25 protein-coding genes are annotated in these 25,514 nt (G+C 70.7%); 5 read left to right on the top strand and 20 right to left on the bottom strand.

Annotated features, from left to right (window positions below):
- Positions 1 to 54: 54 nt before the first annotated feature.
- Positions 55 to 993 (bottom strand): hypothetical protein, encoded by a 939-nt coding sequence (locus AB5I40_RS00630; protein WP_370936441.1) that lies wholly within the window; start codon positions 991 to 993, stop codon positions 55 to 57.
- 611 nt (positions 994 to 1,604) lie between these two features.
- Here AB5I40_RS00630 and AB5I40_RS00625 point away from each other — a divergent pair.
- On the top strand, positions 1,605 to 2,399 hold the full coding sequence (locus tag AB5I40_RS00625; RefSeq protein WP_370936440.1) for a siderophore-interacting protein: 795 nt from the start codon (positions 1,605 to 1,607) through the stop codon (positions 2,397 to 2,399).
- A gap of 5 nt (positions 2,400 to 2,404) precedes the next feature.
- On the opposite strand, the gene AB5I40_RS00620 is transcribed toward AB5I40_RS00625, so the two are convergent.
- Complete coding sequence (locus AB5I40_RS00620) at positions 2,405 to 2,929, bottom strand: methylated-DNA--[protein]-cysteine S-methyltransferase (RefSeq protein ID WP_370936439.1); 525 nt, start codon at positions 2,927 to 2,929, stop codon at positions 2,405 to 2,407.
- 43 nt (positions 2,930 to 2,972) lie between these two features.
- Between AB5I40_RS00620 and AB5I40_RS00615 the strand changes: the two genes are divergently transcribed.
- The 3 genes from AB5I40_RS00615 (at position 2,973) to AB5I40_RS00605 (ending at position 6,229) form a co-directional block, all read left to right on the top strand.
- Complete coding sequence (locus AB5I40_RS00615) at positions 2,973 to 3,638, top strand: RraA family protein (RefSeq protein WP_370936438.1); 666 nt, start codon at positions 2,973 to 2,975, stop codon at positions 3,636 to 3,638.
- Between the two features lie 672 nt (positions 3,639 to 4,310).
- On the top strand, positions 4,311 to 4,607 hold the full coding sequence (locus AB5I40_RS00610; RefSeq protein WP_370936437.1) for a hypothetical protein: 297 nt from the start codon (positions 4,311 to 4,313) through the stop codon (positions 4,605 to 4,607).
- A gap of 392 nt (positions 4,608 to 4,999) precedes the next feature.
- Positions 5,000 to 6,229 (top strand): alpha/beta fold hydrolase, encoded by a 1,230-nt coding sequence (locus AB5I40_RS00605; RefSeq protein ID WP_370936436.1) that lies wholly within the window; start codon positions 5,000 to 5,002, stop codon positions 6,227 to 6,229.
- Positions 6,230 to 6,270: 41 nt separating this feature from the next.
- On the opposite strand, the gene AB5I40_RS00600 is transcribed toward AB5I40_RS00605, so the two are convergent.
- The 17 genes from AB5I40_RS00600 to AB5I40_RS00520 form a co-directional block, all read right to left on the bottom strand.
- Positions 6,271 to 7,122, bottom strand: coding sequence for an oxidoreductase (locus AB5I40_RS00600; protein ID WP_370936435.1), 852 nt, complete (start codon positions 7,120 to 7,122; stop codon positions 6,271 to 6,273).
- Positions 7,123 to 7,196: 74 nt separating this feature from the next.
- Positions 7,197 to 8,063 (bottom strand): helix-turn-helix transcriptional regulator, encoded by an 867-nt coding sequence (locus AB5I40_RS00595; RefSeq protein WP_370936434.1) that lies wholly within the window; start codon positions 8,061 to 8,063, stop codon positions 7,197 to 7,199.
- A gap of 58 nt (positions 8,064 to 8,121) precedes the next feature.
- Positions 8,122 to 9,474, bottom strand: coding sequence for a PucR family transcriptional regulator (locus tag AB5I40_RS00590; protein WP_370936433.1), 1,353 nt, complete (start codon positions 9,472 to 9,474; stop codon positions 8,122 to 8,124).
- 140 nt (positions 9,475 to 9,614) lie between these two features.
- Positions 9,615 to 10,685, bottom strand: a complete 1,071-nt coding sequence (locus tag AB5I40_RS00585) for a DUF917 domain-containing protein (RefSeq protein WP_370936432.1) — start codon at positions 10,683 to 10,685, stop codon at positions 9,615 to 9,617.
- 14 nt (positions 10,686 to 10,699) lie between these two features.
- Positions 10,700 to 11,419: an SDR family oxidoreductase gene (locus AB5I40_RS00580; RefSeq protein ID WP_370936431.1), complete on the bottom strand. Its 720-nt coding sequence runs from the start codon at positions 11,417 to 11,419 to the stop codon at positions 10,700 to 10,702.
- Complete coding sequence (locus tag AB5I40_RS00575; RefSeq protein ID WP_370936430.1) at positions 11,416 to 12,510, bottom strand: DUF917 domain-containing protein; 1,095 nt, start codon at positions 12,508 to 12,510, stop codon at positions 11,416 to 11,418. Before AB5I40_RS00575 ends, AB5I40_RS00580 begins: the two co-directional genes overlap by 4 nt.
- The gene (locus tag AB5I40_RS00570) at positions 12,507 to 13,577 is read right to left on the bottom strand and encodes a DUF917 domain-containing protein (protein ID WP_370936429.1); all 1,071 of its coding nucleotides are present in this window, start codon (positions 13,575 to 13,577) and stop codon (positions 12,507 to 12,509) included. The genes AB5I40_RS00575 and AB5I40_RS00570 overlap by 4 nt, the downstream gene beginning before the upstream one ends.
- Positions 13,578 to 13,580: 3 nt before the next feature.
- Complete coding sequence (locus AB5I40_RS00565) at positions 13,581 to 15,131, bottom strand: hydantoinase/oxoprolinase N-terminal domain-containing protein (protein ID WP_370936428.1); 1,551 nt, start codon at positions 15,129 to 15,131, stop codon at positions 13,581 to 13,583.
- Positions 15,132 to 15,158: 27 nt separating this feature from the next.
- The gene (locus tag AB5I40_RS00560) at positions 15,159 to 16,484 is read right to left on the bottom strand and encodes a cytosine permease (protein ID WP_370936427.1); all 1,326 of its coding nucleotides are present in this window, start codon (positions 16,482 to 16,484) and stop codon (positions 15,159 to 15,161) included.
- 114 nt (positions 16,485 to 16,598) lie between these two features.
- Positions 16,599 to 16,967: a fluoride efflux transporter CrcB gene (crcB, locus tag AB5I40_RS00555; RefSeq protein WP_370936426.1), complete on the bottom strand. Its 369-nt coding sequence runs from the start codon at positions 16,965 to 16,967 to the stop codon at positions 16,599 to 16,601.
- Entirely contained in the window at positions 16,967 to 17,434 is a 468-nt protein-coding gene (gene crcB / locus AB5I40_RS00550) for a fluoride efflux transporter CrcB (RefSeq protein WP_370936425.1), read from the bottom strand. Before crcB (AB5I40_RS00550) ends, crcB (AB5I40_RS00555) begins: the two co-directional genes overlap by 1 nt.
- Positions 17,435 to 17,563: 129 nt before the next feature.
- Positions 17,564 to 18,226, bottom strand: coding sequence for an enoyl-CoA hydratase/isomerase family protein (locus AB5I40_RS00545; protein WP_370936424.1), 663 nt, complete (start codon positions 18,224 to 18,226; stop codon positions 17,564 to 17,566).
- A 1-nt stretch (position 18,227) separates the two neighbouring features.
- Positions 18,228 to 18,842 (bottom strand): TetR/AcrR family transcriptional regulator, encoded by a 615-nt coding sequence (locus tag AB5I40_RS00540; RefSeq protein ID WP_370936423.1) that lies wholly within the window; start codon positions 18,840 to 18,842, stop codon positions 18,228 to 18,230.
- Positions 18,843 to 19,502: 660 nt separating this feature from the next.
- On the bottom strand, positions 19,503 to 19,787 hold the full coding sequence (locus AB5I40_RS00535) for an isoamylase early set domain-containing protein (protein ID WP_370936422.1): 285 nt from the start codon (positions 19,785 to 19,787) through the stop codon (positions 19,503 to 19,505).
- A 104-nt stretch (positions 19,788 to 19,891) separates the two neighbouring features.
- Positions 19,892 to 21,196 carry an alginate lyase family protein gene (locus AB5I40_RS00530; protein WP_370936421.1) on the bottom strand — a complete coding sequence of 435 codons (1,305 nt, stop codon included), beginning with the start codon at positions 21,194 to 21,196 and terminating at the stop codon, positions 19,892 to 19,894.
- Between the two features lie 87 nt (positions 21,197 to 21,283).
- Entirely contained in the window at positions 21,284 to 22,108 is an 825-nt protein-coding gene (locus AB5I40_RS00525) for a fumarylacetoacetate hydrolase family protein (protein WP_370936420.1), read from the bottom strand.
- Entirely contained in the window at positions 22,108 to 23,808 is a 1,701-nt protein-coding gene (locus AB5I40_RS00520) for an IlvD/Edd family dehydratase (RefSeq protein ID WP_370936419.1), read from the bottom strand. The genes AB5I40_RS00525 and AB5I40_RS00520 overlap by 1 nt, the downstream gene beginning before the upstream one ends.
- Positions 23,809 to 23,956: 148 nt before the next feature.
- Here AB5I40_RS00520 and AB5I40_RS00515 point away from each other — a divergent pair, with 148 nt between their 5' ends.
- A complete protein-coding gene (locus tag AB5I40_RS00515) occupies positions 23,957 to 24,232 on the top strand; it encodes a YggT family protein (RefSeq protein ID WP_354749448.1) in 276 nt (91 codons plus the stop codon).
- A gap of 551 nt (positions 24,233 to 24,783) precedes the next feature.
- Here the strand turns inward: AB5I40_RS00515 and AB5I40_RS00510 are convergent.
- Positions 24,784 to 25,485, bottom strand: a complete 702-nt coding sequence (locus AB5I40_RS00510; protein WP_370936418.1) for a hypothetical protein — start codon at positions 25,483 to 25,485, stop codon at positions 24,784 to 24,786.
- Positions 25,486 to 25,514 lie beyond the last annotated feature (29 nt).

The raw sequence follows: 25,514 nt of genomic DNA, 5'->3' as shown, positions 1-25,514 counted from the left end.
TCGCATCCTCGTCGAACGGGCTGGCGCGACATCGACACCTCGCCGGGTTTTCTCTCAGCAGCGATGCGACGGTGACCTTCGCGGCCGGGCGATCCAGGCCGCGACGCCCGCAGCGAGGGTCACGGAGGTGATCGCGACGCCCGCGATCGGGCTGTCCATCAGCACGAGGCCGGCGAGGAACGCGGTCCCGGCGAGGAGGAGCAACGCCATCCGGAGCGTGGCCGCCCAGGCGACGACGAAGTCCGCGGCCCGGGTGGCCCAGGGGTCGCGGGTGTCGGGCTTGCGATGGCGGCCGTGCTGTCGGCGGGCGAGAACGCGGTGCGCGGAGGCGACCATCTCGTCCCGCGTGGCGATCCGGCGGGGCGGGCGGGAGAAGGGATCCCAGTCGACCACTACGCGGACCCGGCTGGGGTGCTCGGGATCAGGGTGGAGCGGTTCGGACGGTTGGGCCGCGCTGACTGCGGCTGTGGTGGCTTTCGCCGCGTCGCTTCCGACCGCCTCGGCTGCGACCTTGTTGCCCGGCTGGGCAGAATCGGCTGCGTTGCTCGCGGCTGCCTCGCCCGGCTGGACGGCACCGGTTTCCCGAACGCCGCCGACGCGGGCCGTTCCGCTCGGCTGGCTGGCTTCGGCCTCCTGAACAGCCGCGGCTGACCGAGCCGGTTCACGTGGCTCAGCCTTCTCCGGCGGCGTCTTCCCGGCTTGCCGCTCGGAGCTGGTGCGCTTGGCCGACGCATCCGATTCCGCCGCGCCGTCCGGCTGCTGCTTCGCCTGCTCGTCCGCGCCGCGGAACTGCTTCCCCTCGGCAGGCTGGCCCGCCCTCTTCCGCTTCGCCGCGCCGCGTGGTCGCGGAGCGGACTCCGGCTCGCACTCGCGGCCAAGCTGCTGCGGCGCCCGGACCAGCACCGCTTCTTCCCCCGGTTCGGGCGGCGCGCCGGTCTGGCGCGGATGCCCGGTGCGGAGCGGCTGGTCGGCGAGGCAGGGAACCACCGTCATGAGGTCGTCGTCCCTTTCTCTTCCGGCCGGCGGACCGGTTCCGACGGCTGTCCGGACCCCGGCCGTTCGTGCGGCGCGCGCCCCGGATGGGCTCATCCTGGCGAAGACGGTGCGTCACCGACCAGTTCTACTGGCAGTGTCGCGGTGAACGGTCCCTCAGCGTCGCCCAACGGTTCGAGTGACGGTTTTCGCTACTCTTCGCTGTCACCGATTCGACACCCGGCGGCCACTCCCTCGACGGCTTGTCCAGACCTCTCGGCACCTCCGCGAACAGCACAGAACCGACCTTGACACGGGAATATGCACGTTCATCCGCACATTCGCCAGGTGGAGAAACTCGGCCGGACCAGAGGTGGTCGCCAGCCGGTGATACACAGAGTGTCACGGCCAGTCCGGTTATTGAGCAGTCAACCGTCACCCACATGAGTGGCACGGAGCGTGATCATCGAGCGTAGGCGACTCTCGGCGAACTGGCCCGGATGGAGGTATCCGCCGGGAGCGAGGACCACGGACGGGTGCATTCGGGACGAGGGCGCGCACCCTTGCCGTCCGATGAGGACTGCGGCTACCGTTCAGAAGGCAAGCCTTACCTAACTGAATCGGGACCATCCATGCCGACTCTCCCCCAGCGCCGCACGCCCGACAGCAGGCGGCTGCTCCGGACGTCCGTGCTGCGCGCCGAACGGACGTCCACGCATTTCGTCACCCTCACCGTCGGCGGGGAGGACCTCGAGGACTTCGCGCCGCTCGGCTTCGATCAATGGTGCCGGTTGTTCTTCCCGCGCGAGGGCCAGCGCGAGCTGCGCCTTCCCACCGCGTCGAGCAACCGCTGGCTCGCTCAGCACATGCTGATGAGCAGCGCGTCCAGGCCGTGGGTGCGGAACTACACGATCCGCGCGACGCGGCCCGGCGAGGTGGACATCGAGTTCGCGGTGCACGGCGACGGCGGTCCGGCGTCGAGGTTCGCGGAAAGCGCGCGGCCCGGCGACGAGATCGGGATTCTCGACGAGGAGATCACCTATCTGCCGCCAGCTGGCGTGACGCAGCTGCTTCTTGCCGACGAGAGCGCGATTCCCGCGGCACTGGCGATCCTGGAGTCGTCGCCTGGCCTGCGGGCCACGGTTTTGCTGGAGGTCGGGGCGCGGGACGACGTCCACGCGGTCGACGTGCCGCTCGGCGCCGAGGTCCACTGGCTGGTCCGCGAGGACGACCGGCTGCCGGGGCGGCTCGCGCTCGACGTCCTCGCCCAGCTCGATCTGTCCGATCCGCCGGGCTATACGTGGGTCGCGGGCGAAAGCGGGCTGGCCACCGGCGCGCGGCGGTTTCTCACACGGGAGCGCGGGGTTCCGAAGCAGGCGATCGCGTTCCAGGGGTACTGGAAACACGGTCGCGCCGCGCTGGGGTGAGGCCGTCAGAACAGCCGTCCGGCGTCGTCGGCAGGCGGTTCCTCCAGCTGCAGCAGGAACCGCTTCCGGGCGACGCCGCCCGCGTAGCCGGTGAGGCCGCCGCTGCTGCCGACCACCCGGTGGCAGGGCACGACGATGCTCAGCGGGTTCCAGCCGTTCGCGTTGCCGACCGCCTGCGCCGCGCCGGGTTCGCCCAGTTCGACGGCCAGGTCTCGGTAGGTGCGCGTCTCGCCGTACGGAATGCGGGTCAGCAGCTGCCACACGCGGCGTTCGAAGTCGGACCCGCGCAGGTCCAGTTCGAGGTCGAAGGTCTGGCGCCGGCCGGCGAAGTACTCGTCGAGCTGCTGGGTCACAGTGGCGAAAGTGTCGTCGGCACGCGGGCCGAAATCGGGGAAGCGCGGGGTCCGGCTGTGGCCGTCGAAGTAGACGGCGACCAGCGCGCCGCCGTCGGCGACCAGGGTGAGATCGCCGACCGGGGACGCGGCGACGGTGTGCCGGAAAGCCATCTTCTCCTCCGTGATCGGTGCCACGGAACGGTATCCGGCCGGGCCGCGCGTGAGAGCATCGCCGTCCATGGACGACGGTTTCGCCGACATCCCGACCACGACGCTCGCCGACCTGCTCGGCCGCGGCCAGGTGCTCGACTACGGGGTGCGCCCCTTGTGGGGGCCGGTGCCGAGGATCGCCGGGTCCGCGTACCCGGTGCGCTGCCCGCCGGGCGACAACCTGATGCTGCACGCGGCCATCCACCGCGCGCCCGCCGGAGCGGTGATCGTGGCCGAATCCGGCGACGTCGACTACGCGCTGGCCGGCGGCAACGTCTGCGCGACTGCTCAGCGGCGCGGCATCGCGGGCTTCGTCCTGGACGGCGTGATCCGCGACCTGCAGGAGGTCCGCGAGGCGCGGTTTCCGGTGTTCGCGCGCGGCGTGATCCCGATTCCCGGCACGAAAGCCGCGGTGACGCCGCTCGGCGAGCCCGCGCGGTGCGGCGGGGTGACGGTGCACGCCGGGGACATCGTCGTGGCGGACGAGGAAGGCGTGGTCGTGGTGCCGGGGCCGGACGCGGCGCAGGTGCTCGTGGACGCGCGGGCGAAGCTGGCCAAGGAGGAGGCGCAGACGCTCGACGAATGGGCGGAGGCGCACCGGGCGAAGGTGGACGCGGCGCTGGAGGCGGGACGCCCGGAGTGCTCGGGCCTCGCGGGCCTGCGCGAAACGATCGCCGGTGAGGCTGGCGATTGACCGGGCCCGGACCGGAGAGGGCAGCGGGCGTCTCGGCGGGCGGGCTGACCGGTGCCAGCAGGCTCCTAGGTGGCCGGGCGGACCGGCCTCAGCGGGCATCTAGGCAGGCAGCGGACCGGCCTCAGCACGCGCCTTAGCGGGCGGGCCGACCGGCGTCAGCAAGCGTCGAGGCAGGCGGACCGACCGGGGTCAGCAGGGGCCAAGGCAAGAGGGCGGACCGGCGTCAGCGGGCATCTAGGCAAGCGGGCGGACCGGCATCAGCAGACATCTTGGCAGACGGGCCGACCTGCACCGTCCGTCTCGCCAGGCTGGGAACCCCTTCACGAGCCGAGGATCTCGGCTGCCGAGACTTCCGTCCGGTTTATTCCGGCCGGACTGTCCACAAAGGACCCGCCGTCGCCAGCTCGGGGCCGGGTTCCGATTCGGGCGGGAGGGGTTCGGGGTCGGGCAGCGGGCGGTCCGGTCCCGGCGTCACCGGGTCGGGCTCCACCGGACCGGGCGGGACGGGCTCGGGCGGGGCGGGCGGCGCGGTCGAGCGGGGGCGAAGCATCGCGGACTCCTTTCACTCCCTGATGGGCTACCGCAGACCGGCGGCGGCGAAACATCCGCCCGTCCCCGTCGAGGTCGGCTAGGGTCGAAGGCGGAGCCGACGAACCGAGAAGAGGCGAGACGATGAGCGCGGACAAGCCCGGCGAGCAGGAGCCGCTCGACGCGGAGATCGTGGAGAGCCCCGGCACGCCGCCGCCCGCTGCCCTGCCCGAACCCGATTACAGCGACAACGGCGCCCCGTCGTTCGACTTCGTGCGGGACCGGATCGAGAAGCGGTACACGACGTCGGTCGGCTCGCAGGAGCTCGCCGGGATCGGCGGGCCGGAGGACCTGCAGTCGCTGGACAAGAAGATCGCCGACCGCAAGGAGGCGGCGAAGGACAAGCTGGCCGAAATCCGGCGGTCGATGGGGAAGGAATAGCGCTCGCCCGGCGGGGGATTCCGGGCCGGGTGCTGGACAGACGCGTGCCCTGGCGAGTCGAGGCCGGGAGCCTCAGCGGGCAGGCCCCCCGCGAACCTCGCCGCGGCCACGCTCGCCGTGGCCTCGGCTGCCGCAGGAACCGCCGCAGCCGCCCTTCGGGCTCCCGGCAACGCCGCAACCAGCCAGACCGATCCGGCAGGAAGCAGCTTCGCCGTGCCGGCCCTCGTCTGCGGCACGCACGGGCTCGGCTGCCGCAGGACCCGGCAAAGCCGCGGGCTTCCCGGAAACACCGCGACGGACCGCTCGGGAATCCGGCGCCGAACTGTCCACAATAGACCGGAGCCGCCAATTTCCGTGGCCTCCCCCGCGCCCGTTCTGGTTGAATCGCCCGTATGGCAACCACCGTGCGCGTTTCCGGCCTGGTGCTCACCGAGCACGAGTTCTCCGTTCCCCTCGACCATTCCCGTCCGGAAGGCGCGAAGATCACCGTCTTCGCCAGGGAGGTCGCGGATCCCGACGGGCTCGACCGGCCGTTTCTCGTTTATCTCCAAGGCGGTCCCGGGCACGAGGCGCCGCGGCCGTCGCGCGGGACGCCCAGCTGGTTGCCGCGGGCGTTGCGGGAGTACCGGGTTCTGATGCTCGACCAGCGCGGCACCGGGCGGTCCACGCCGGTCGGCACGCTCACCGGCACGCCGGCCGAGCAGGCCGAATACCTCACGCACTTCCGCGCCGACGCGATCGTGCGCGACGCGGAGTTCGTGCGGCGGCAGCTGGGGGTCGAGAAGTGGAGCGTGCTCGGGCAGTCGTTCGGCGGGTTTTGCACGCTCGCTTACCTTTCCCAGTATCCCGAAGGGCTGGCCGAGGCGTTCTTCACCGGCGGGCTGCCGCCGATCGCGCGGCATCCGGACGAGGTTTACACCGCGACGTTCGCCAACCTGCTCGAGCGCAACCGCCAGTACTACCTCCGCTACCCCGGCGATCGCGCGCGCGTCGAAGCGCTGTTGCCGTTGCTCGACGACGGGGCCGTGCTCCTGCCCGACGGGAGTCCGCTCACCGCGCGGTTGTTCCAGCAGCTCGGTTACGTCCTCGGTGCCAGCGGCGGCGAGGAAGCGCTGCATTATCTGCTTGAGCGAGACCCGAAATCCCCGGCTTTCGCGTACGACGTCGCGAGCTCGCTGCCGTTCAGCGCGCGCAATCCGCTGTATTCGGTGATTCACGAGTCGTCGTACTCCGATGGGTTCGCCACCCGCTGGTCCGCCGAGCGGGTGCTGCCCGACGAGTTCCGCACCGACCGGACGTTGTTCACCGGCGAGCACGTGTTCCCCTCGCTCTTCGACGACCTCCACAGCCTCCGTCCGATGAAGGAGACCGCGGAACTGCTTGCCGCGCACGAATGGCCGCGGCTGTACGACGCCGACGTGCTGCGCGAGTGCACGGTCCCGGCCGCGGCCGCGATCTACGCCAACGACATGTACGTCGAGCGGGTGTTCTCCGAAGAGACCGCGCGGCTGATCCCGACGCTGCGGCCGTGGATCACCAACGAGTACGAGCACAACGGCCTGCGCGCGGGAGGCGATCACGTGCTCGGGCGGTTGATCGACCTCGTTCGCGGACGCGTCTGACCTGCCGGGAGGGGAACGCTGGGTTCCCCTCCCGAACCGGGTCAGGCGACGGTTACGCCGCCTTCGACGGAGTCGGTGGACAGCGTGAGGTCCTGCCAGGCGTCGAAGTCGTCCTGGACGCGTCGGCGTCCGGCGGTGACCAGGCGCAGTGCGTCCGAGCCGAGCAGCAGGTGCACGGGCGGGTTTTCCTCGTCCAGGAGGCTGAGGATGGCGTCGCCCGCGCGCTCGGGGTCGCCGATGCCCTGTCCGGCGAGAGCCTGGCGGCGGGTCCGGATCGGGTCGAACAGGGCGTCGTAGTCGGCGATGCTGCGCGGGGCGCGGACCAGCGAGCGGCCGGCCCAGTCGGTCTTGAACGCACCGGGAGCCACGGCGGTGACCCGCACGCCGAACTGGGTGACCTCCTGGGCGAGGGTGTCGGTGATGCCTTCCAGCGCGTGCTTGCTGCCCTCGTAGAACGCGAGCCCGGGGAATGTGGTGTGCCCGCCCATCGAGGTGATGACGAAGATCTGGCCGTCGCGCCGTTCGCGCATGCTGGGCAGCACTGCCTTGATAGTCGCGACCGTGCCGAACACGTTGACCTCGAACTGGCGGCGCAGATCCGCCATCGACGACTCCTCGAAGGTGCCTTCGAGACCGTATCCGGCGTTGGCCACGAGCACGTCGATCTGGCCCAGTTCCGCTTCGACCTCCCGCACGGTGGGCTCGATCCGGTCCGCGTCGGCGAGGTCGAGGACGAAAGCCCGGGCGCGTTCCGGGTCCAGTGCCCGGAAATCGGCCGCGTGCTGTTCGGTGCGCACAGTACCCGCGACGCGGTGCCCGGCCGCGAGGGCTCGCTGGGCGATGGCGCGTCCGAGGCCGGTGCTGACGCCGGTGATCAGGATTGTCTTGCTCATTGCGAAGTGTCCTTTCGTGGCATGACTGCATGGACCCCGCAGGTACAGCGGGGCCCGGTTGACAGGAGCGAAGGTCAGGACTCGGCGGTGTCCGGGGCAGGCGCGGGTTCGCGGCCCCAGCTGGCCAGCAGCCGAAGGCGTTCCTGGGACGGCGAACCGGCCGGTGCGCTGTAGACGACCATCGACTGGCCCGGATCGGCGACCGCGGTGAAGATCTCGTACTGCAGTTCCAGGTCGCCGGCGACCGGGTGGCGCAGGCGTTTGAGGCCGGTGCTGCGTTCCTGGACGCGGTGTTCCGACCACCACGCCGGGAACTCCGGCGAGCGCATCATGAGCTCGCCGATGAGGTTGGCGATGTGCTGATTCCGCGGCTGCGCGGCCGCGGCCAGCCGCAACCCGTGGACGTAGTCGCGGGCGACGCGTTCCCAGTCCCGCCACACCAGGCGGGCCCGCGGATCCAGCAACGTCCAGCGCGCCATGCTGCGTTCCCGGCGCGGCAGTTCGGCCACGTCGGGAAACAGCAATGCCCACAACGCGTTCCCGCCGACGACCGTGAGGTTCCGGTCGCTGACGAACGCCGACGCGAGCTCCATCGAGTCCAGCACCTGCCGCAGCCCCGGACGCAACCTCGACGAATGCTCGGCCCGGTCCGTGCGCTCGGCGGTGGCGCCCGCGAGAGCGAACAGATGCCGCCGCTCGATGTCGTCGAACCGCAGCGCGTCGCACAGGGCATGCAGCACCTGCTCGGACGGCTGCCGGGCACGGCCTTGCTCCAGCCGGGTGTAGTACTCGGTGCTCACCCCGGCCAGCTGCGCGACCTCGCCGCGCCGCAGCCCGGCGACCCGCCGCCCGGCCCCGAACTCGGCCGGAAGCCCGATCTCGTCCGGCGTCAGCCCGGCGCGGCGGGCCCGGAGGAAATCGCCCAAGTCGTTCTTGCCCATGCCTCGAGTCTGCCTTCCGGGCGGTTGATCACCAAGGGCGTAGCTGGCCCTGCCAGTACTACTCAGCTGGCCTGGCGAGAATCACCGCGCGGGCGGCCAGATGCAAAGCCAGCCGCTCGTCCGGACGGGACAGATCGACGTGCAGCAACTGCTCGATCCGCCCGATCCGCGCAGCCACCGTATTCCGATGAATCCCCAGCACCGTCGCAGTTTCCGCCAGCGAAGACTCCGCGTCGAGATAAGCCGCGAGAGTCCGGATCAAATCCCCTGGCACCGGGACCAACGGAGCGAGCAACGCACGCGCGGCAGGCTCGAAAGTGTCCGTCCGCGTCCATTCCAGCAGCAGCTGCGCCATGCCGAGCTGGTCCACATGCAGGAAATGCCCGGTCTCCGGACGCGCCGCGGCGAGGCGGGCGGCGTCGGTGGCTTCGGCGACTGTCGCGGTGAGACCGTCGGCGTGCGGGCGGCCGACACCGAGGTGCGCATCGAGCGTGCGGCGCAGGCTGCGATGGACGGCGCGCAGCCGCGCAGATAGAGCACGCACGCGTTCGGCAGTCGGCTCCTGTTCGAAAGTGACCCAGCCGGTCCAGCCTTCGCCGTGTTCGACGGTGACCGCGTCGATTGATTCCGCCCGCAGAGCGCGCACGACTTCCTGCGTACGGGAGACGGTGTCGACGTCCGCGGGCACGCCGATCCGCAGGCCGACGTGCCAGCCGCCTAGTCGCCAACCCGCGTCGGCGGCGCGGCGGCGCAGGTCGGCGCCGGGTTCGGTGTCCTGACGCAGCAAATCTCCCAGCAGGGCGGACCGGGAGCGGGCGTCGCGTTCCAGTTCCAGGCGGTGGGCCAGCAGCCAGCGTTGCACGGCACCGGCCGCGACGGACAGGGTCGCGGCGGCGACGTCCGCGCGCGGGGACTTGGCTCCGGGCAGCTCCGCGGCCAGCCACACGGACGGCTGCGGCAGCACGGCGGGGTGTGCGAGCAGGACGCCGTCCGGGAGAGAAATGCGTTGCGGGACCGGCTCGTGCACTCGGACGCGGGCGGCGTCGGCGAGTTCACCGGCGAGCACCTCGCCGCGGTCGTCGAGGACGGCGACGGGAGCGTCCAGCAGCCGACGCAGCACGGTCACGATTTCTTCCGGCGGACGTAGCCGCTCCCCCAGCGCCCGGTGCGCGGCGAGCACGGCGTCCGCGCGGTCGATGTCGGGGGCGGCCAGCGCGAGGCGGGCGTCCACGAGCAGATCGAGCGGATCGGCGGACGTGACCAGCAGCGGCACCGACAGCCGTTCGGCCAGAAGCCGGGACGCGGCAAGCGGTTCGGCTCCGGGGAGCAGGACTCCGGCGGCGCGGGCGTCCGCGCACCGGCGCAGGAGGGCGTCGATCTGCCAGTCGGAACCGAGCGCGCGGACTACCACTACCAGTTCGCCGGGAGCGGGAGTGCCGGAGGCGTCCAGGGCGGCTTTGACTGTCTTTAATGGACAGTCTAAACCAGACTCGCCGGAGCAGACGCGAACTGGACCGGACCACGAGGGCAGAGCGAGCAGCTGGCGGAGAATCACTGGGCTGCCACCGGATCGCAGTCGATTCCGTAGGCGCGCGGTTCCAGCAGCGGGCGGCGGCGCGGGTCGGTCCAGAACGGCGAAGCGGCAAGGCACACCACGTCGACCTCCACTCCGGCGCGAATAGTGTCGCACTGCAGCGGGACGCCGGTACGGCGGTCGAGCACCGACAGAACGTCCGGAGTGGACGCAACCGGCAGCCCGTCTCGCAGCGCCAGCAGGTATTCGTTCTCCATTTCCAACCGCAGCAACGCGCCGTCGCGGTGATCGGTCAGCGTCGCCGAGCCCCGGCCGAAACCCGGGTGGCCGTGCTGTCCGGGGCCGATGTGTCGCGACACCTCCAGCACCCGTCCGCGGGCGAGGACCTGGCCGTCGAGGGCGGCTTCGAGCGCGGCGGGGTCCGGGCTCTCCCCTGCCGCCAGCACGCGGGCGCCGAGGGCGAGCGCCTCGCTCGTTGTGTGGAGGACGGCGTGCCCGGCCAGTTCACCGGCGGGGATCGGGGCGAGCGCGATGGCCGCCCAGCCGCCGGAGCTGGCCAGGAACGCGCGGATCCCGCTCTCGACCACCGAGGCCGCGGCGGCGGCGAGCACCACCACCCGGCCGCCGGGTTCGGCCATCGCCGCCGGAGCGACGCCGCGGCCGGTCGCGGCGACCGAGAGCTGATCGAGCCGCGGCAGCCCGCGTCCGGACAGGTCCGCGTCCACATAGGCCAGCCCCAGTTCCTGGGCGACCACCAGCGGCAGCAGGCCGTTCAGGCCGCCGATCTCGATGGACATCAACGCCTGCGCGCGCTGCCCGGTCCAGCGTTCGATCGCCGCGATCGCCGAGGCGAATTCGTCGCCGCTGGGCAGCTTCTCGGCGAACGCGGCGGTCGCGCCGACGATGCCGGTCGGCACCACGAGGGTGTCCGGCGCCACGTCCGCGACCGGGTGCACGACGGGTTCGCGGCCGGATTCGGTCAGCCGCCGCAGCAGCACCGCCGCGGTGACGGTGTCCCCGCCCCCGCCGGACCCGAGCAGCGCGACGCCGCGTTCGAGTGCCGGCACGTCCGCGGCGGTGATGCGCATGGCTGGTCAGCGTATCAGCGCAAGCTGTACCCGCCGTCCGGATACAGCGTCGAGCCGGTGGTGTAAGTGCTGGTGAACAGGTACAGCACGGCATCGGCCACTTCGGACTCCCGGCCCACGCGGTGCAGCAGGGTGTCCGCACGGTACTGCGCGAAGCTCGATTCCCGCGCGGCGGCCGGACGCCCGGCCCACAGGTTCCCGTCGATCGTGCCCGGCGACACGACATTCACCCGTACCGGTGCCAGTTCCACCGCGAGCCCACGTCCGAGGCCTTCGATCGCCGCGTTGCACGCCACGTACGCCGGTGCGGCGGCAGGCGGCCGCACGCTCGCAACGCCGGACATCAGCACCACCGAAGCGTCCGGCGACAGCTTCGGCGCGGCGTGCTTCACCGCGTGGTATTGGCCCCAGAACTTCGTGACGAACGGGCTTTCCGCTTCCTCGTCGCTGAGGTCGCGCATCGGGCCGACGGTGTAGGAGGCGGCGGGCGTGAACAGATGGTCGACCCGGTCCAGTGCGCCGAAGAACTCGGCCAGCGACGCCTGGTCGGTGGTGTTCACGGCCTGCCAGGTCGCGGTCGGGCCCAGTTCCGCCGCTGCTGCCCGCAGTTTGTCGCCGGACCGGCCGCCGAGGTGGACGAGCGCGCCCGCCGCCGCCGCGCGCCGGGCGACCTCCAGCCCGATCCCGGAACCGCCGCCGAGCACCACGACCGCCCGGCCGTCGAGCGAACTCACGAAGCCACCTCCACGGGTACGAAATCGTGCGCCAGCCCGAACGCCGCCGGGCCGAACGTGGCCAGCGCTTCCGGGGTGCGCATGAGCGGCGGCGTCGAGATCCCGACCACGGTGACGCGCTGGCCGTAGCGCAGCGTTTCGGTGGTGATCGGCTCGGCGGATTCCGCCTCCAGTACGCAGATCAGGTCAGGGACGAGGCAGCGGACGTCGCCGTCGACGAGCGCCACCAGGTTTTCGTTCTGGAAAAGGATTTCCAGCTTGTGGTCGCCCTCGAAGGACATGACGGCGGCGCGACCGCGGGCGAATCCTTCTTCGGTGCGACGTTCCACATCGGACACTTTGCCGCGGAACAACACGCGCAGATGCGAGTACAACGTGTCGCTGAGCGCAGTCGCCAATGCCGCGATCGGATCGGCATTCTCTTCGCGGGCAAGGCGAATCGCCCTGCCGACGCTAAGCGCGAGCGACAGCGTGCGAGGCACAGCCGTGCGTTTCACGTCCGCGCCGCTCATCGAGTACTCGGCGATGTGCGCGACGCCGCCGAGCCGGATCGTGATCCCGCGCGCGAGCCATTCCATCCGCCGGTTGTCCGCGCCGGTGTCGATCACCGTGGTTTCACCGCGTTCTCCGGCGATGCCCATCGGTGAACCGGAGACACCGTACACGCCGAACGTCTCCATCTGCAGTTCCGGGAATGCCCGGCCCATGCCGTCGGCGTCGACCACCGGCAGGCCGAGCCGCGCGCCGACGACCAGCGGGATCATCGAGTTGATCCCGCCGCATTCGATCGGCATCGTCGCGTCGGCCTTCGCGCCGAGGCGTTTTTCCAGCGCCCGCAAGGCAAGTTCGGGCTCGGCGCCGTTCGGGAGCTTCTCGTGCACGACGGTCGGCGCGCCCATTTGCGCGGTCGGGACGACGAGTGCGTCGTCGTCCAGGTCTTCCGGGTCGAGCACGGTGACGGGTCCGTGCTCGCGGATCGCCTCGCGCACCAGCAGCCGCCCGACATACGGGTCGCCGCCGCCACCGGTGCCGAGGACAGCCGCGCCGCGGGCGAGGTCTTCGAGGCAGTCTTCGGTCAGCGTCCAGCTCATCCGGCGACCCCGATCGGGTCCAGGTCGTAGCCGAAGTACCGCGGACCGGCCAGCGCGATGCCTTCCGGCGTGTGCCAGCGCGGATCCGCCGGGGCCGCGATCACCGTCACCCGCTGGCCGTAGCGCAGGCCCTCGGTGGTGACGGCCTCGCCGGACTCGCGGTCGAGCGTGCAGATGAGGTCCGGCACCGAAGCGCGCACCTCACCGTCCACTTCGGCCACCAGGTGCTCGTTCTGGAAGCGCAGCAACATTTCCGTCCCGGTGTCACCGTCCATTCCGGACAGCCGGGCCTCGCCCCGGGCGAACCCGGTGACGGTGCGGCGGGCGACGTCGACGACCTTGCCGCTGAACAGCGTCCGCCCGCGCAGCCGCGCCACGACGCGGTCCACCGGGTTCTCGTGTGCCTCGCGCGCCTCTCGAACCAGCGCGCCGAGTTCCGCGCAGAGCGTCAGCGTGCCGGGCACCATCGACTCCCGGGCCTGCGCGCCGGACATCGCGTAGTTGCTGATCATCGCCGAGCAGCCCATGTCGATGGTCGCCGACCGGGCCAGCCGCTCCGCCCAGTGATTGTCCACAGTGTCCAGTACGCCGCGGTTGCCCTTCTCGTCCGCAATGGACATCGGGGTCGCGCGGATTCCGTACAGGGTCGGCAAAACCATCTGCAGTTCCGGGAACGCGCGGCCCATGCCGTCCGCGTCCACCAAGGGCAGGCCGAGCTGCGCCGCCGCGACGACGGGGATCAGCGAGTTCACGCCGCCCGCTTCGGCGCAGGCGATGTGCGTGAGTTCCTTGCCCAGGTAGGTGGCCAGCGTCCGGGCGGCGAGCCCGACCTGCTCGGCGGACGGCAGTTTCTCCACCATCACGGTCGGCGCGCCCATCATCGCGACCGGCAGCACCACCGCGTCGTCGTCCAGTTCGGACAGTGCCACCAGCGGGACCGAACCGTGCTCGCGGACCGCGGAATGCGCCAGCAGCCGGCCGATGTACGGGTCTCCCCCGCCGCCGGTGCCGAGGATCGCGGCGCCGCGCGCGATGTCGTCCAGGTCCTTCTCGGTAATCTCAGCCATCTTTCACGCCCCCAGCTGCAGGTCGCCGACCGCCTTGACCCGGATCCGGGTGGCGTTGCCGGGCAGGTACGGGATCGGCACCTCGTCGAAGTCGACGATGCCGACGGACGCCGGGCTCGCCCCGGCCGCCACCGCGCGGTCGACCGCTTCCTGCTTCGCCTCGTCCACCACGGCCTCGCGACGGCCGGGCTCGATCACGTACACCCGGTCGACCTCGCCGCCGATCTGCGCGATGGCCGCGCCGATCGCGTTGGCCACCGCGTAGTGGTCCGGCCGGCGCACCTCGCCGGAACCGGCCAGTTCGTCCGGCAGCAGCACCGAACCGCCGCCGACGGCGACCACCGGGAGCGGCTCGGACGACGTGCGCATCCGGTCCACGACGTCGGAAACGTCCGCCGCGATGCGGTCCAGCGCAGCCTTCACGAAATCCCGATCGAGGTGCGCGACCAGCGACGGGTCGCCGATCTCGGCCCGCCCGGCCGCGACCGCGATGTCCGTGGCGGTCAAGGTGTCTCCGCCGAACACGAGCGCCTTCGAGGTCAGCTCGTAGCCGACGGAATCCGGTCCGACGGTTACGCCGGACGCGTCGCCGCGAACCCGGCTGCCGCCGCCGATGCCGATCGACAGGACGTCCGGCATCCGGAAGTTCGTGCGGATCCCGGCCACGCTCACGTCCGTGGTCGCCTCGCGCGGGAAACCCTGGCGCAGCACGCCGACGTCGCTGGTGGTGCCGCCGACGTCGACCACCGCGCAAGTGTCCAAACCGGACAGCACCGCCGCGCCGCGCATCGAGTTGGTCGGGCCGGACGCGAAAGTCGCCACCGGGTAACGGCGAGCGAAATCGACGTCCATCAGCGTGCCGTCGTTCTGGCTCAGGTACAGCGGAGCTGTGATGCCCGCGCCGGTGACCGACGCGGCCAGACCGTCCACAATGTGCGCTGCCAGCTCGCGCAGCGCCGCGTTGATGACGGTCGCGTTTTCCCGCTCCAGCAAGCCGATCCGGCCGATTTCGTGAGACAGCGAGATCGCGACGCCCGGCAGCTCCGAAGCGATGATCTCCGCCGCCCGCGCCTCGAACTCCGCGTTCACCGGCGAGAACACCGACGTGATCGCGACGCTGCGAACCGCGGCGGAGCCCATGTCGTCCGCGGCCTTGCGCAATTCGCTCTCGTCCAGTTCGGCGATGTGCCGTCCGTCGAACTCGTGGCCGCCGTGCACCAGGTAGCTGCGCCCGGACACCGCGTCGACCAGCCGCTGCGGCCAGTCCACCATCGGCGGCAGCGACGCGCCCGCGGGCAGGCTCAGCCGCACCGCCGCGGTCGGTGCCAGCCGGTGCGCCTCGACGAGCGCGTTGATGAAGTGCGTGGTGCCGATCATGACCGCCCGCACCGCGGCCGGGTCGAACGCGCGCTGCCGCTGCAGCCCGTCGATCGCGGCGACGATGCCCGAGGTGACGTCCTCGGTGGTGCTGGTCTTGATCGAGGCGAGCACCTCGCGGCCGTCCAGCAGGACCGCGTCGGTGTTGGTGCCGCCGACGTCGATGCCGATGCGCACGGAGATATCTCCTTCCAGGTAACGGAATCAGGCGGCCGGGGCGGGTTCGGCGTCCGCGGTGGCACTCCTGCCGACCCCGCGGACCAGGCCGAGCTTCCCGGCGGCCACGTACAGAACGAAAGCGACGACGAGCGAGTTGATGCTGGGCAGGCCCCAGTCCACGAACTCGCCGAAGAGCGCGGCGGCGATCCAGACGACGATCGTCGCGGGCACCCACAGCGGAGCGTCGGTGGGCACCGCGCCGCGGGCCCGCGCCTCCTCCAGGACGCCGCGCCACTGCTTCACCACGAAGTACTCGGCCACCATGATCCCGGCGACGGGCGGGAACGCGACCCCGAGCACGGTCAGGAAATCGGTGAACTTCGACAGGATCCCGGCCGCGGCGAGCACGCTGCCCACCACACCGAGCACGGCGGTGACCAGGCCGCGGTGCGCCCGTTTCCCGGACACCGTGCCGATGAAGTTCACGACGCCGAGCCCGGACGAGTACAGGTTCCAGTCGTTGATCTTCATCGTCCCCGCGATGACGATCAGCAGCCCGACCCAGCCGACCGACGACGTCACGATCGTGGTGATCTGCGCCGTGCCGACCGCGTGCGCGAGCAGCACCCCGGCCAGGCCGATCACGTACTCGCCGAGCGTGACGCCGACGAGCGTCTGCTTCACGACGTCGCCGGTGGTGCGGTTGAAGCGGGTCATGTCCGGCGTGATCACCGCGCCGACGATGAACCCGCCCGCGACCAGCGTCGTGCCCTGCAGCAGGCTCAGGTGCGGGCCGGGCGGCGCGGACGCGACGAGCGCGCCGAGGTCGTGCCGGGTCAGTTCGGAGACCACCGACCAGCCGACCAGGATCAGGAACGCGGGCACCATCAGGTACGCCGTCCACGCCATCGAGTGGAAGCCGCGGACCACGATCGCGGTGACCACCAGGCCGAACACGAGCGCCCAGCCCCATTCCGGCAGGCCGCCGACCAGCGCGGCGAGGCCTTGCGCGGACACCGCGGACTGGATGCCGAACCAGCCGATCAGGCTGATCCCGATGGCCAGCCCGATGAGCGCGGAGCCGCCGCGGCCGAAGCCGGTCCAGCGCGCGATCATCGAGGTGGTCAGGCCCTCGCGGACGCCGATCACTCCGACGAGCACGGTGATCAGTTCGAGGATGACCGAGCCGAGCGTGAACGCCAGCACGGCGTTCCAGAAGCTCATCCCAAAGCCGATCGTGGCGCCGAGCAGGAACTGCGACAGCGCGGAAACCTGGCCGAACCGCTGCACAGCGACCGACCACCACGAGTAACGGGCGGAATCGGGCACCCTGGTCAGCGCGTAATCGTCGACACCGACAGCCGAGGCCATGGCGACCTCCTAACTCCGGGAGGGGAACGGTTCCCAGCACCGTAAGCAGCGGCTCCGGCGAGGTCACCGTGCGATCCGCACAGCCTGGCTAGCCTGGCTGTGCGGATCGCACCCTTACCCGACCAAGGCGTGGACAGCCTCGTACGAGAAGGCCGCCGCACCGACCCCCGCCGCGATGCTGACGACGACGTTGGCCGCCGCGGCGAAGTACGACTGGCGTTCGACCAGCCGGACGGTTTCGTAGCTGAACGTGCTGTACGTGGTCAGCGCGCCGCAGAATCCGGTGCCGAGCAGCGAGTAGACCGCGGCGGGCAGCGCGGTCCCGGCACCGGCGAGGCCGCCGAGCAGGACGCAGCCGACGAGATTGACGGTGAACGTGCCCCACGGGAACAGGCTCTGGTGCCGGGACTGGACGGCCCGGTCGGTCAGGTATCGCATCGGCGCTCCGACCGCGGCGCCGAGGAAGACGAGGAGGGCGGTCATCAGACGGCCACCCCCACCGGGACCAGCTTGCGGGTGATCGCGTGTCCCAGCAGGACGGCGAGCAGCGCGGCGACGAGGGTTCCGCCGAGATAGCCGAAGGCGAGCGGCACGGTGTCCGGCTGGAGCAGGTTGCGTGCTTCGACCGCGTAGGTGGAGAAAGTGGTGAAGCCGCCGAGGACGCCGACGCCGAGGAACGGCCGCACCAGCCGGTGCGCCGACCACGTCTCGGTGACCAGCACCATCAGCACGCCGATGAGGAAACAGCCGGCGACGTTCGTCCAGAAGGTCGCCCACGGGAAGCCGCCGGCCTCGGCGGGGAGGGCCTGCGCGAGGCCGTAGCGGGCCAGCGCGCCGAGCCCGCCGCCGAGCGCGATCACGCCGAGCACCGACACGTGGTGCCGGACGAGTTCGCGTTGCTGCACGGGATCCCGGAGGTCGACGTCAGGGTCGAGAGGTTCTTCAGGCACAGTCTTCTCCTACTCCACGGACACGAGGTTCGCCGTTCGAGTAGGGACTGTTGGCGGTCTCGACCGCGGTTGTCCGGGAAATTCCCGGAGCGGCGAGCCCCACCGCCGCACGTACGCGAGCCTACCTGATCAGTTTCCCGCCTCCCGCAACGCGGTCAGCGCCGGACCGAACATAGTGGACTTGATCGCGGCGAGCGTGCCGCGGTCCTTGCCCGCCAGCGGCGCGACCCGTTCGATTGCTGCGGCCCGCAGATCTTCCAGCGCGGAGGTCTCGTCGACCAGGCCGAGCGCTTTCGCTTGCGGACCGCCGAAGCGGCTCCCCGTGGTCATCGACGCGATGGCGGCGGCCGGGGTGAGCTTCCCCTGGACGAGCGCGGCCATACCTGGGGTGAACGGGAGGTTGATGTCGGCTTCCGGGAAGCAGAAGTAGCCGCGGTCCTCGCGCATGAGGCGGAAATCGTGGGCCATCGCGAGCATCGCGCCGCCGCCGAAGGCGTGCCCGTTGACCGCGGCGATTGTCGGGACCGGCAGCGCGAGCACGCGGGCGAAGAGCTCGTGGATGCTGGTGACGTATTTGCCGGCGTCGTCGGGGTGGCTGGTGAGCCACTCGAGGTCGAGGCCGTTGGAGTAGTACTTGCCGCTGCCGATGGTGACGAGCGCGGCGGGTTCCTTGCCCGCGGTGACGGTGTCGAGGTGAGTGTGGACTTCTTCCAGCCACGTTGAGGCGAAACGGTTTTCGTCCGCGCCGAAGTCGAGGACGTGGACGGCGCCGGTGGTGGCGAGAGTGGGCATTTCAGTCCTTTCTGGACTTTTTCGGTGGTTCCAGGGCGAGGATCGCGCGGACGGCCGCGGCCAGCCGTTCCCGGCTCTCCCTGCTGGCGGGACCGGTGGCGAGTTCGCGACGGAGCAGAGCGGTCGGGAGGTCGACTACGCAGGCGGTGACGACCTCGACGGCCTGGCCGTCGCCTCGGTCCCAGAGCTGGCGAGCGAGGCGGACGAGGAGGCGGACCAGGCGTTTGTCCAAGGCGTGCAAGGCTTCCGCGAGTTCTTCGGGAAGTTGCGGGCCCAGGACGCGCTTTGCCGGGACGGCGATCATCATGCGCGCGGCGTCCGGGCGGGCGTCGGCGACTACGGCGGAGGTGTCGGCCGCCGCGACTACCGCTTCGACCGGGTCGCCGGCTTCGCCGACCAGCCGCTCTTGTTCGTCGAGGAAGAAGGTGGCGGCACGCAGCCAGGTGCGGCCGATCAGGGCGGGGAGATTGGTGAAGGAGTGGTAGATCGTGCTGTTCGGGACGCCCGCTTCTTGCGCCAGCCGCCGGACGGTGAGCGCTTCGGGGCCGGTGTCGGCGATGAGGCGCTCGGCGACGTCGAGGATCAGCTCGGGGTCGTGGATCCGGGGGCGGGGCATGGGTTCGAGGATAATGGAGCAGTCGCTCCAAAACTAGGGGGACGTGATGTGCGGCTCAGGGCTCGTGAGTGCCGGTGCCGGTGCCGGTGAGAACCGGGATTGTCGTGCACGAGACGCCGCGTTTCCGCTGGCACCGGCGAAATCCGCGCGGCGGTGCCAGCGGGTCCCGGGCGGCGGGGCGAGAGTGCTCGCGGGTCGTGCGGGCTTTCCGCGATCCGGACTGCGCCGCAGGGCCGGGCGGTTCCCCGCGTTGCGTCGGGCAGGGCTGATCGCCAGACGGGGCTAGGCCGACAGGGCCGGGCCGGGCCGGGCTGGGCCGGGCTGGGCCGGGCCGGGCCGGGCCGGGCTCGGCTGGGCTGGGCTAAGTCCGGGCTGGGCTGGCCTGGACTAGGCCGAGCCGGGGCCGGGCTTGGCCGGACTGGGGCTTGGCCGGGCAAGGGCCGTTCGCCGGACAGGGCCGGGCCGCAGGACCGGACCGGGCCGGACCGGCCTTGGCCGAGCTAGTCCGGGCCGGGGCTGGGTCGGGCAGGGCCAGGCCGGGCTGGGTCGCGGCTGGGGTTGGTCGGGCTAGGCCAGGCCAGGGCCAGGGCCGGGCGGGGGCCGGGCTGGACCGGGTCGCGGCAGTGGCAAGGGTTGGCTCGCGAAACCGATGCGGTCCGGTCAGTCCGCGATGTACAGGCAATCCCGCCCGTCCCGGGCAGTAGCGTCCGGGTCGTCCAGCCAGCGGCCGCCGTCGGCCAGGTAGCGGAAGCGGAGCCGGGCGCCCGGCGGGACCTCCACGGCGGCCGAGCGCGTGCCGTTCGAGCGTTTGCGGAGTTCGTGGCGGCCGGGCTGCCAGTCGTTGAAGTCGCCGACCACGCTCACCGGGCCGGGCGGGGTGTCGAGCGGCAGCACGAACGTCACCCGCCGGGCCTGCGAGCCGGCGCTCCGGCTGGTCTTGATCACGGCGTTTCCCTTTCCCGTTCCGGCGAATCGGTCTTTCTGAATCGTTTCACGACCGCCGCCGGAAACCCGGACGCGACGAGTGCCGCGTCCGGGTGAAACCGGGGTCAGGTGGTGGACACGTCGTCCAACTGCTCGGCCGCCGGGCGGACCGGGAACAGGTCGCCGCCGGGCGGGGCCGGGATACGGCCGACCGCGGCCCGGGCCTTCCAGTCGCCCGCATCGGCGGCGGCGTGCACGCTGTCGAGGGCGGCGTACTGGATGAAGTGGATGTCCGGCAACGGCCATGGTGCGGCACCAGTCGCCGCGGGGAGCAGGTGGTCGACAGCGGCGAAAATACTGCCGCCATTGGGGTTCCGGTACGACCACAGGTCGACGCCCAGGTGCTTGCCCAGCTGCGCGAGGCGAGTCAGGGCGACCAGGTTGAACGTGTGGTAGTGGTACGTCCGGGTGCGGGTCGACTCCTCGGGCTGGCCGCCGTCGGCGGCGATCTGGTGGTCGATCCGGGCTTTGCCGGAGTCGCGGACGATCTGGCGGGCGAGGTCGCGCTGCCCGACGTAGCTCGCGGTCGCCGCGGTGAGCAGGTCGTAGAACGTGCCGTGGTTGTTGGTCGCCTTGGCCTCGTCGGTGCCGTTCTTGCTGGTGCGCAACCACGTCAGGAAGTCCGACGACCAGCCGCGGAACGCTTTGCCGTCGGCCTTCGTCCAGCCGGGCGCGCCCGCCTCCAGGATCCGGGCGGCGTCGAGGACCTGGGTGAAGGTGTAGGAGAACTCGATGATGCCGATCCCCCGCCCGTCGGTCTTGCACGGGATGCCCTGCGCGAAGTTCAGGTTCGGGTTCATTTTCGTTGCCGCGTCGAGGAACCAGGTGCGCAGGTCGAGCGCGGCGCGCTGGGCGTACTCGGCCTTGCCGGTGTAGTACCAGGCGAGCGAAAGCTGGTAGATCGAGTTGAACGCGACGAGCCGCTCGGCCTTGTCCGGCACGTTCTTCATCTCGGGGTTGACCTGGCCGTCACGGTCGACATACGGGCAGCCCTGCGGATTCTCCGGCGTTTTCGGCTGACTGGGCCAGTAGTACGGGGCGAGGCTCAGGTAGTCGTGCTTGTCGCCGCTCGGCGGGACGCGCTCCTTGTCGACGACCGTCCACGGGCCCTTGGTCAGCGCGTCGTCGGCCTGCTTCAGCAGATTGGACAGGGATGTGCGCAGCGTCGGGTTCCCGGCCATCAGGCCGATTTTGTTGCCTGCCAGGTGCAGGCCGTCGAGCACCACAGTGTCCGGCACGCAGACGAACGAACACGACCGCGGCGCGGGCGCGGCGGTCGCCGCTCCGGCGGTGGTCGCGAACAGCCCCGCGACCGTCGCGAGAACCGCCGCGAGACGACGCGGACGGGTAGACCGGAAAGGAGGCAGCACCGCAACTCCGTTCAAGAATATGAATACTACACAGATATGTGAACTGAGATTGAATAGCCGAACGCGCGGGGCCGCGTCAAGGGGACGTCAGGCGGAGCGGCCGCGCCGGACCGGGTTCCGGAGGGTGCCGATGCCCTCGATCATGATGGTGACCTCGTCGTCTTCCTCGAGCGTGACGTCCGGGCCGGGGACGGCTGATGTACCGGTGGCCAGGACGGCGCCGCGCGGGAAAACGTCGCCGCGGTAGAGCCACGACACCAGATCCGGGATCCTGCGATGGAGCCGCGAGGTGGACGTCTCCCCTGCCCAGCGCAGTGCTCCGGCGCGATGGATCTCCACAGTGATGCCGAGCGCGTACGGGTCCGGGATGTCTTGCGCGGGCACGATCCACGGCCCGGCCGCGCACGAGCCGCAGTACGTCTTGGCCTGCGGCAGGTACAGCGGGTTCTCGCCTTCGATGCTGCGCGAACTGACGTCGTTGACGATCGTGTAGCCGACGATCTCCGCGTTCGCGTTGCACACCAACGCTAATTCGGGTTCCGGAACGTCCCAAGTGGAATCCTCCCGGACGCCGATCGGTTCGCCTGGGCCGCGCACCCGATGTCCGACGCTCTTGAAGAACAGCTCCGGCCGCTCTGCCTCGTAGACCCGCGCGTAGACGTCGGCGTCGCCGCTCTCCTCCATCCGCGCCTCGCGCGACACCTCGTAGGTGACTCCGGCGGCCCACACTTCGGTGTCGTCGTCGACCGGCGCTCGCAGCTCGTCCGGTTCGCCTGGCGTCAGCTCGATCGCCAGCGCTTCGGCGAAGTCTCCGGCGAGCAGTGAGCCGAGTGTGGTTCCGGGCGGGAGCGTGCCGGTGGATTCGCCGTCGGTGACCTGCCAGCCCGCGGCGGTCTTCACGAGGCGGCGCATCAGTGCGAATCCCTTGGCACGGCAGATCCGCGGTTGCCGTGCAGGAAATCGAAGTCCGCGCCGAGGTGGGCTTGGGTGACGTGCTCGCGGTAGAGCCAGGTGTAGCCGCTGCGGTACGGGCTTTCCGGCGGCGTCCACGCCGCGCGGCGGGCGGCGAGTTCGTCGTCGGGCACGTGCAGGGTCAGCTCGCGCGCCGGGGTGTCGAGCGTGATCCGGTCGCCGGTGCGGACGAGCGCGAGCGGGCCGCCGACCGCCGATTCCGGGCTCACGTGCAGCACGACCGTGCCGTAGCCGGTGCCGGACATCCGGCCGTCGCAGATCCGGACCACGTCGGTGACCCCCTGGTCGAGCAGCTTCTTCGGGACCGGGACGTTCGCCACCTCCGGCATGCCCGGGTAGCCCTTGGGGCCCGCGCCGCGGATCACGAGGATCGTGTCGGGGGTGACTGGCAATCGTAGATCATCGGCGACGCGGTGGTAGTTCTCCGCGGTATCGAAGACGAGGGCCGGGCCGGTGTGCGCGAGCAGTTCCGGCGACGCGGCGGATTGCTTGATCACCGCGCCTTCCGGGGCGAGATTCCCGGTGAGCACAGCGGTTCCGGTGCCCGGCGGCTGGAACGGCGCCTCGACCGTGGTGATGACCTCGTCGTTCCAGCATTCCGCGGTTTCCCGGGCCTTGCCGGTGACCGTGCGGACGTCGGCGCGGAGGAGCCCCGCTTCGGCGAGCCTGCTCAACACCACAGGAATGCCTCCTGCGTAACAGAAATCCTCCATGAGGAATTGCCCTGACGGCATCAGGTTCACCAACGTAGGGACTTCACGGCCCAACTCGTCGAAGTCGCTCATCGCGAGCGGGACGCCGACGCGCCCGGCCAGCGCGAGCAGGTGCACGATCGCGTTGGTGGACCCGCCGATCGCCGCGTTGACCCGGATCGCGTTCTCGAACGCCGCGCGGGTCAGGATTTCCGACGGCCGCAGGTCCTCCTCCACCATCGCGACGATGCGCTGACCGGCTGCCTGCGCGGTCTCGAAGCGGCGTGCGTCGACTGCGGGCCAGGTCGCGGAACCGGGCAACTGCATGCCGAGCGCTTCGGCGAGACAGGCCATCGTCGAGGCCGTGCCCATGGTCATGCAGTGGCCGTTCGAGCGGGCCATGCAGCCTTCGGCGAAGAAGCACTCTTCCTCGGTCATCCGGCCGGTTTTGACTTCTTCCTCGAACTTCCAGACGTGCGTGCCCGAGCCGACGTCGCCGCCGCGGAACTTGCCGTTGAGCATCGGGCCGCCGGTGACCATCACCGCGGGCAAGTCGACGCTCGCCGCGCCCATCAGCATCGCCGGGGTCGTCTTGTCGCAGCCGGAGAGGAGGACGACGCCGTCGAGCGGGTTGGCGCGGATCAGCTCCTCGACCTCCATCGCCATCAGATTGCGGTAGAGCATCGCGGTCGGGCGCATGAGCGTCTCGCCGGTCGCCATCGTCGGGAACGCGAGCGGGAAACCGCCGGCTTGCCAGACCCCGCGCTTGACCGCCTCGGCGACGCGGTCGAGATGAACGTTGCACGGGGCGAGTTCGGACGCGCTCACCGCGATCCCGATCACCGGCCGGCCGTCGAATACTTCCGGGCCGAAGCCCTGGGACCGCATCCAGGACCGATGGATCATCCCCGCCCGGCCGGACGCCCCGAACCACGCCGCACTGCGCACTCGCCGGCTCCCTTCGCTGGAGCCCTCCTCGATACCCGATCGGGGGGATTCTGGCAATCGACTGAGAATTCCGGTGAACCGGACACTTCGCGGGGGCGCCGGGCGTTGGAGGGGGTGAAAGATGTCGCCGGACAACGCGAGGTGTGCGATGAGCCTGATCGGGACCCTGGTCGGGTACGTCCTGACCGTGTTCATCGTGGTGCTGATAGTGCGGATGGTGCTGGACTGGACGCGTGTGGTCGCTACCGGACCCGCGTGGCTCGGGCAAGCGCGCCGGATCACCCACCGCGCTACCGAGCCGGTGATCGCGCCGGTGCGCCGGGTGCTGCCGCCGATTCGGGCTGGTGGGGTCGGTATTGACTTGGCGTTCACGGTGGTGTTCGTGGCGGCGTTGGTGGTGCGGTCTGTGGCGTTCGCGTTGTGAGGTGGGCGGGCTGGTTTTGATCAGTGCGAGCGCGTTGTGAGCCGAGCGGTCTCGTTCTGGGGCGCGCACCCGCGTCGCGTGCCGTGCGCTCGGGTTCTGCAGCGGGCGTTCGGGCTGCGAGGCGGGCGATCGCGTCGCGAGGAACGCAGCCGCCTTCTGCAGAACGCACTCACATCGTGAGCCGCGCGATCGCGTTGCAAGCCGTGCACTCGGGTTCCGAGGAGCGCGCTCGCGTCGTGAGCCGTGCGGTCACGCCGCGAGGCCGGGCTGAGGATTCCCGGGTCCGGCGGGGTGTCCACAGTGGAACGTCGCGGATACTGCTGTGGAAATCAGCAGCACCCGCGCCCAGCCGACCGGTTACCGTCAGACAGGGGTGAACGGCTCCGCGCCGAGCCCTCCACCCCTCACTGCGAACTGAAACCCGCGGATGCGCTCGTACGCTGGGCGGGGTTCGTACCTGCTGGCCGAAAGCGGTTGAAGTGGTAATCGAATTGCCGTGTCACGCTGGCTGAGCGGTTCCGGGCACCCCCGGTCGCCTGGTTGCGGCTGGTTCAGCGGGAGTCGAGCCGGATTTCCCCGGCGCTGGAAGTGACCTCGATGCGGTGGGCGCCGGTCGGCCGGTCCGGGAGGGTGCCGCTTCGTTCGCCGACCGAGGTCTTCGCCGAGACCGCGTAGTCCCTGCCCGGGACGGTGAGGGACACGGCGCCCACGTCGGTTCTGATGGTGGCGTCGGCCGCCGCGGTCAGGGTGATGTCCACTTCTCCGACGGAGGTCACGGCCTTGACCGGCCCGGCGGAGTCCTGGACGGCGACCCTGCCTGCGGACATCGTCAGGTCCAGCGAGCTGATCTTGCCCGCCTCGAATTCGCCGGCACCCATTTTCCCGGTCACCGCTGCCCGGTCAGGCAGGGTGACGGTGTAGGAGACTACGCATTGGGTTCCGCAGGTTCCGTCGAGTTCGAGCGTCGGGCCGGTCAAGCGATGCCAGACGCCCTCCGGTTTCGCGCCCTGGTAACGGATCTCGCGCTCGACAGTGATCGAGTCGCGGGCACCGCCGGAACGCAGCCGGACGTATCCGGCGGGGCTGTCGATCTTGATCGCCGTCGGCGAACCGGTGAGCGTCGACGTGTCTTTCACGGTGTTGTGCCAAACCCCGACGGAGACGCCGTCACCTCCGTCCTGCTGCACGGGGAGCTGGCACGCCGAGACGCTCGCTGCCAGGACACCAGCCGCGACCAACCGACCACTTCGCACGTTTTCGTCCTCTTCTCTTCAAGCCGGAC

Source organism: Amycolatopsis sp. cg13 (assembly GCF_041346965.1).
Lineage (GTDB): Bacteria > Actinomycetota > Actinomycetes > Mycobacteriales > Pseudonocardiaceae > Amycolatopsis.
The sequence above is the reverse complement of the archived record's forward strand: the minus strand, read 5'-3'. Positions and strand labels throughout refer to the sequence as shown.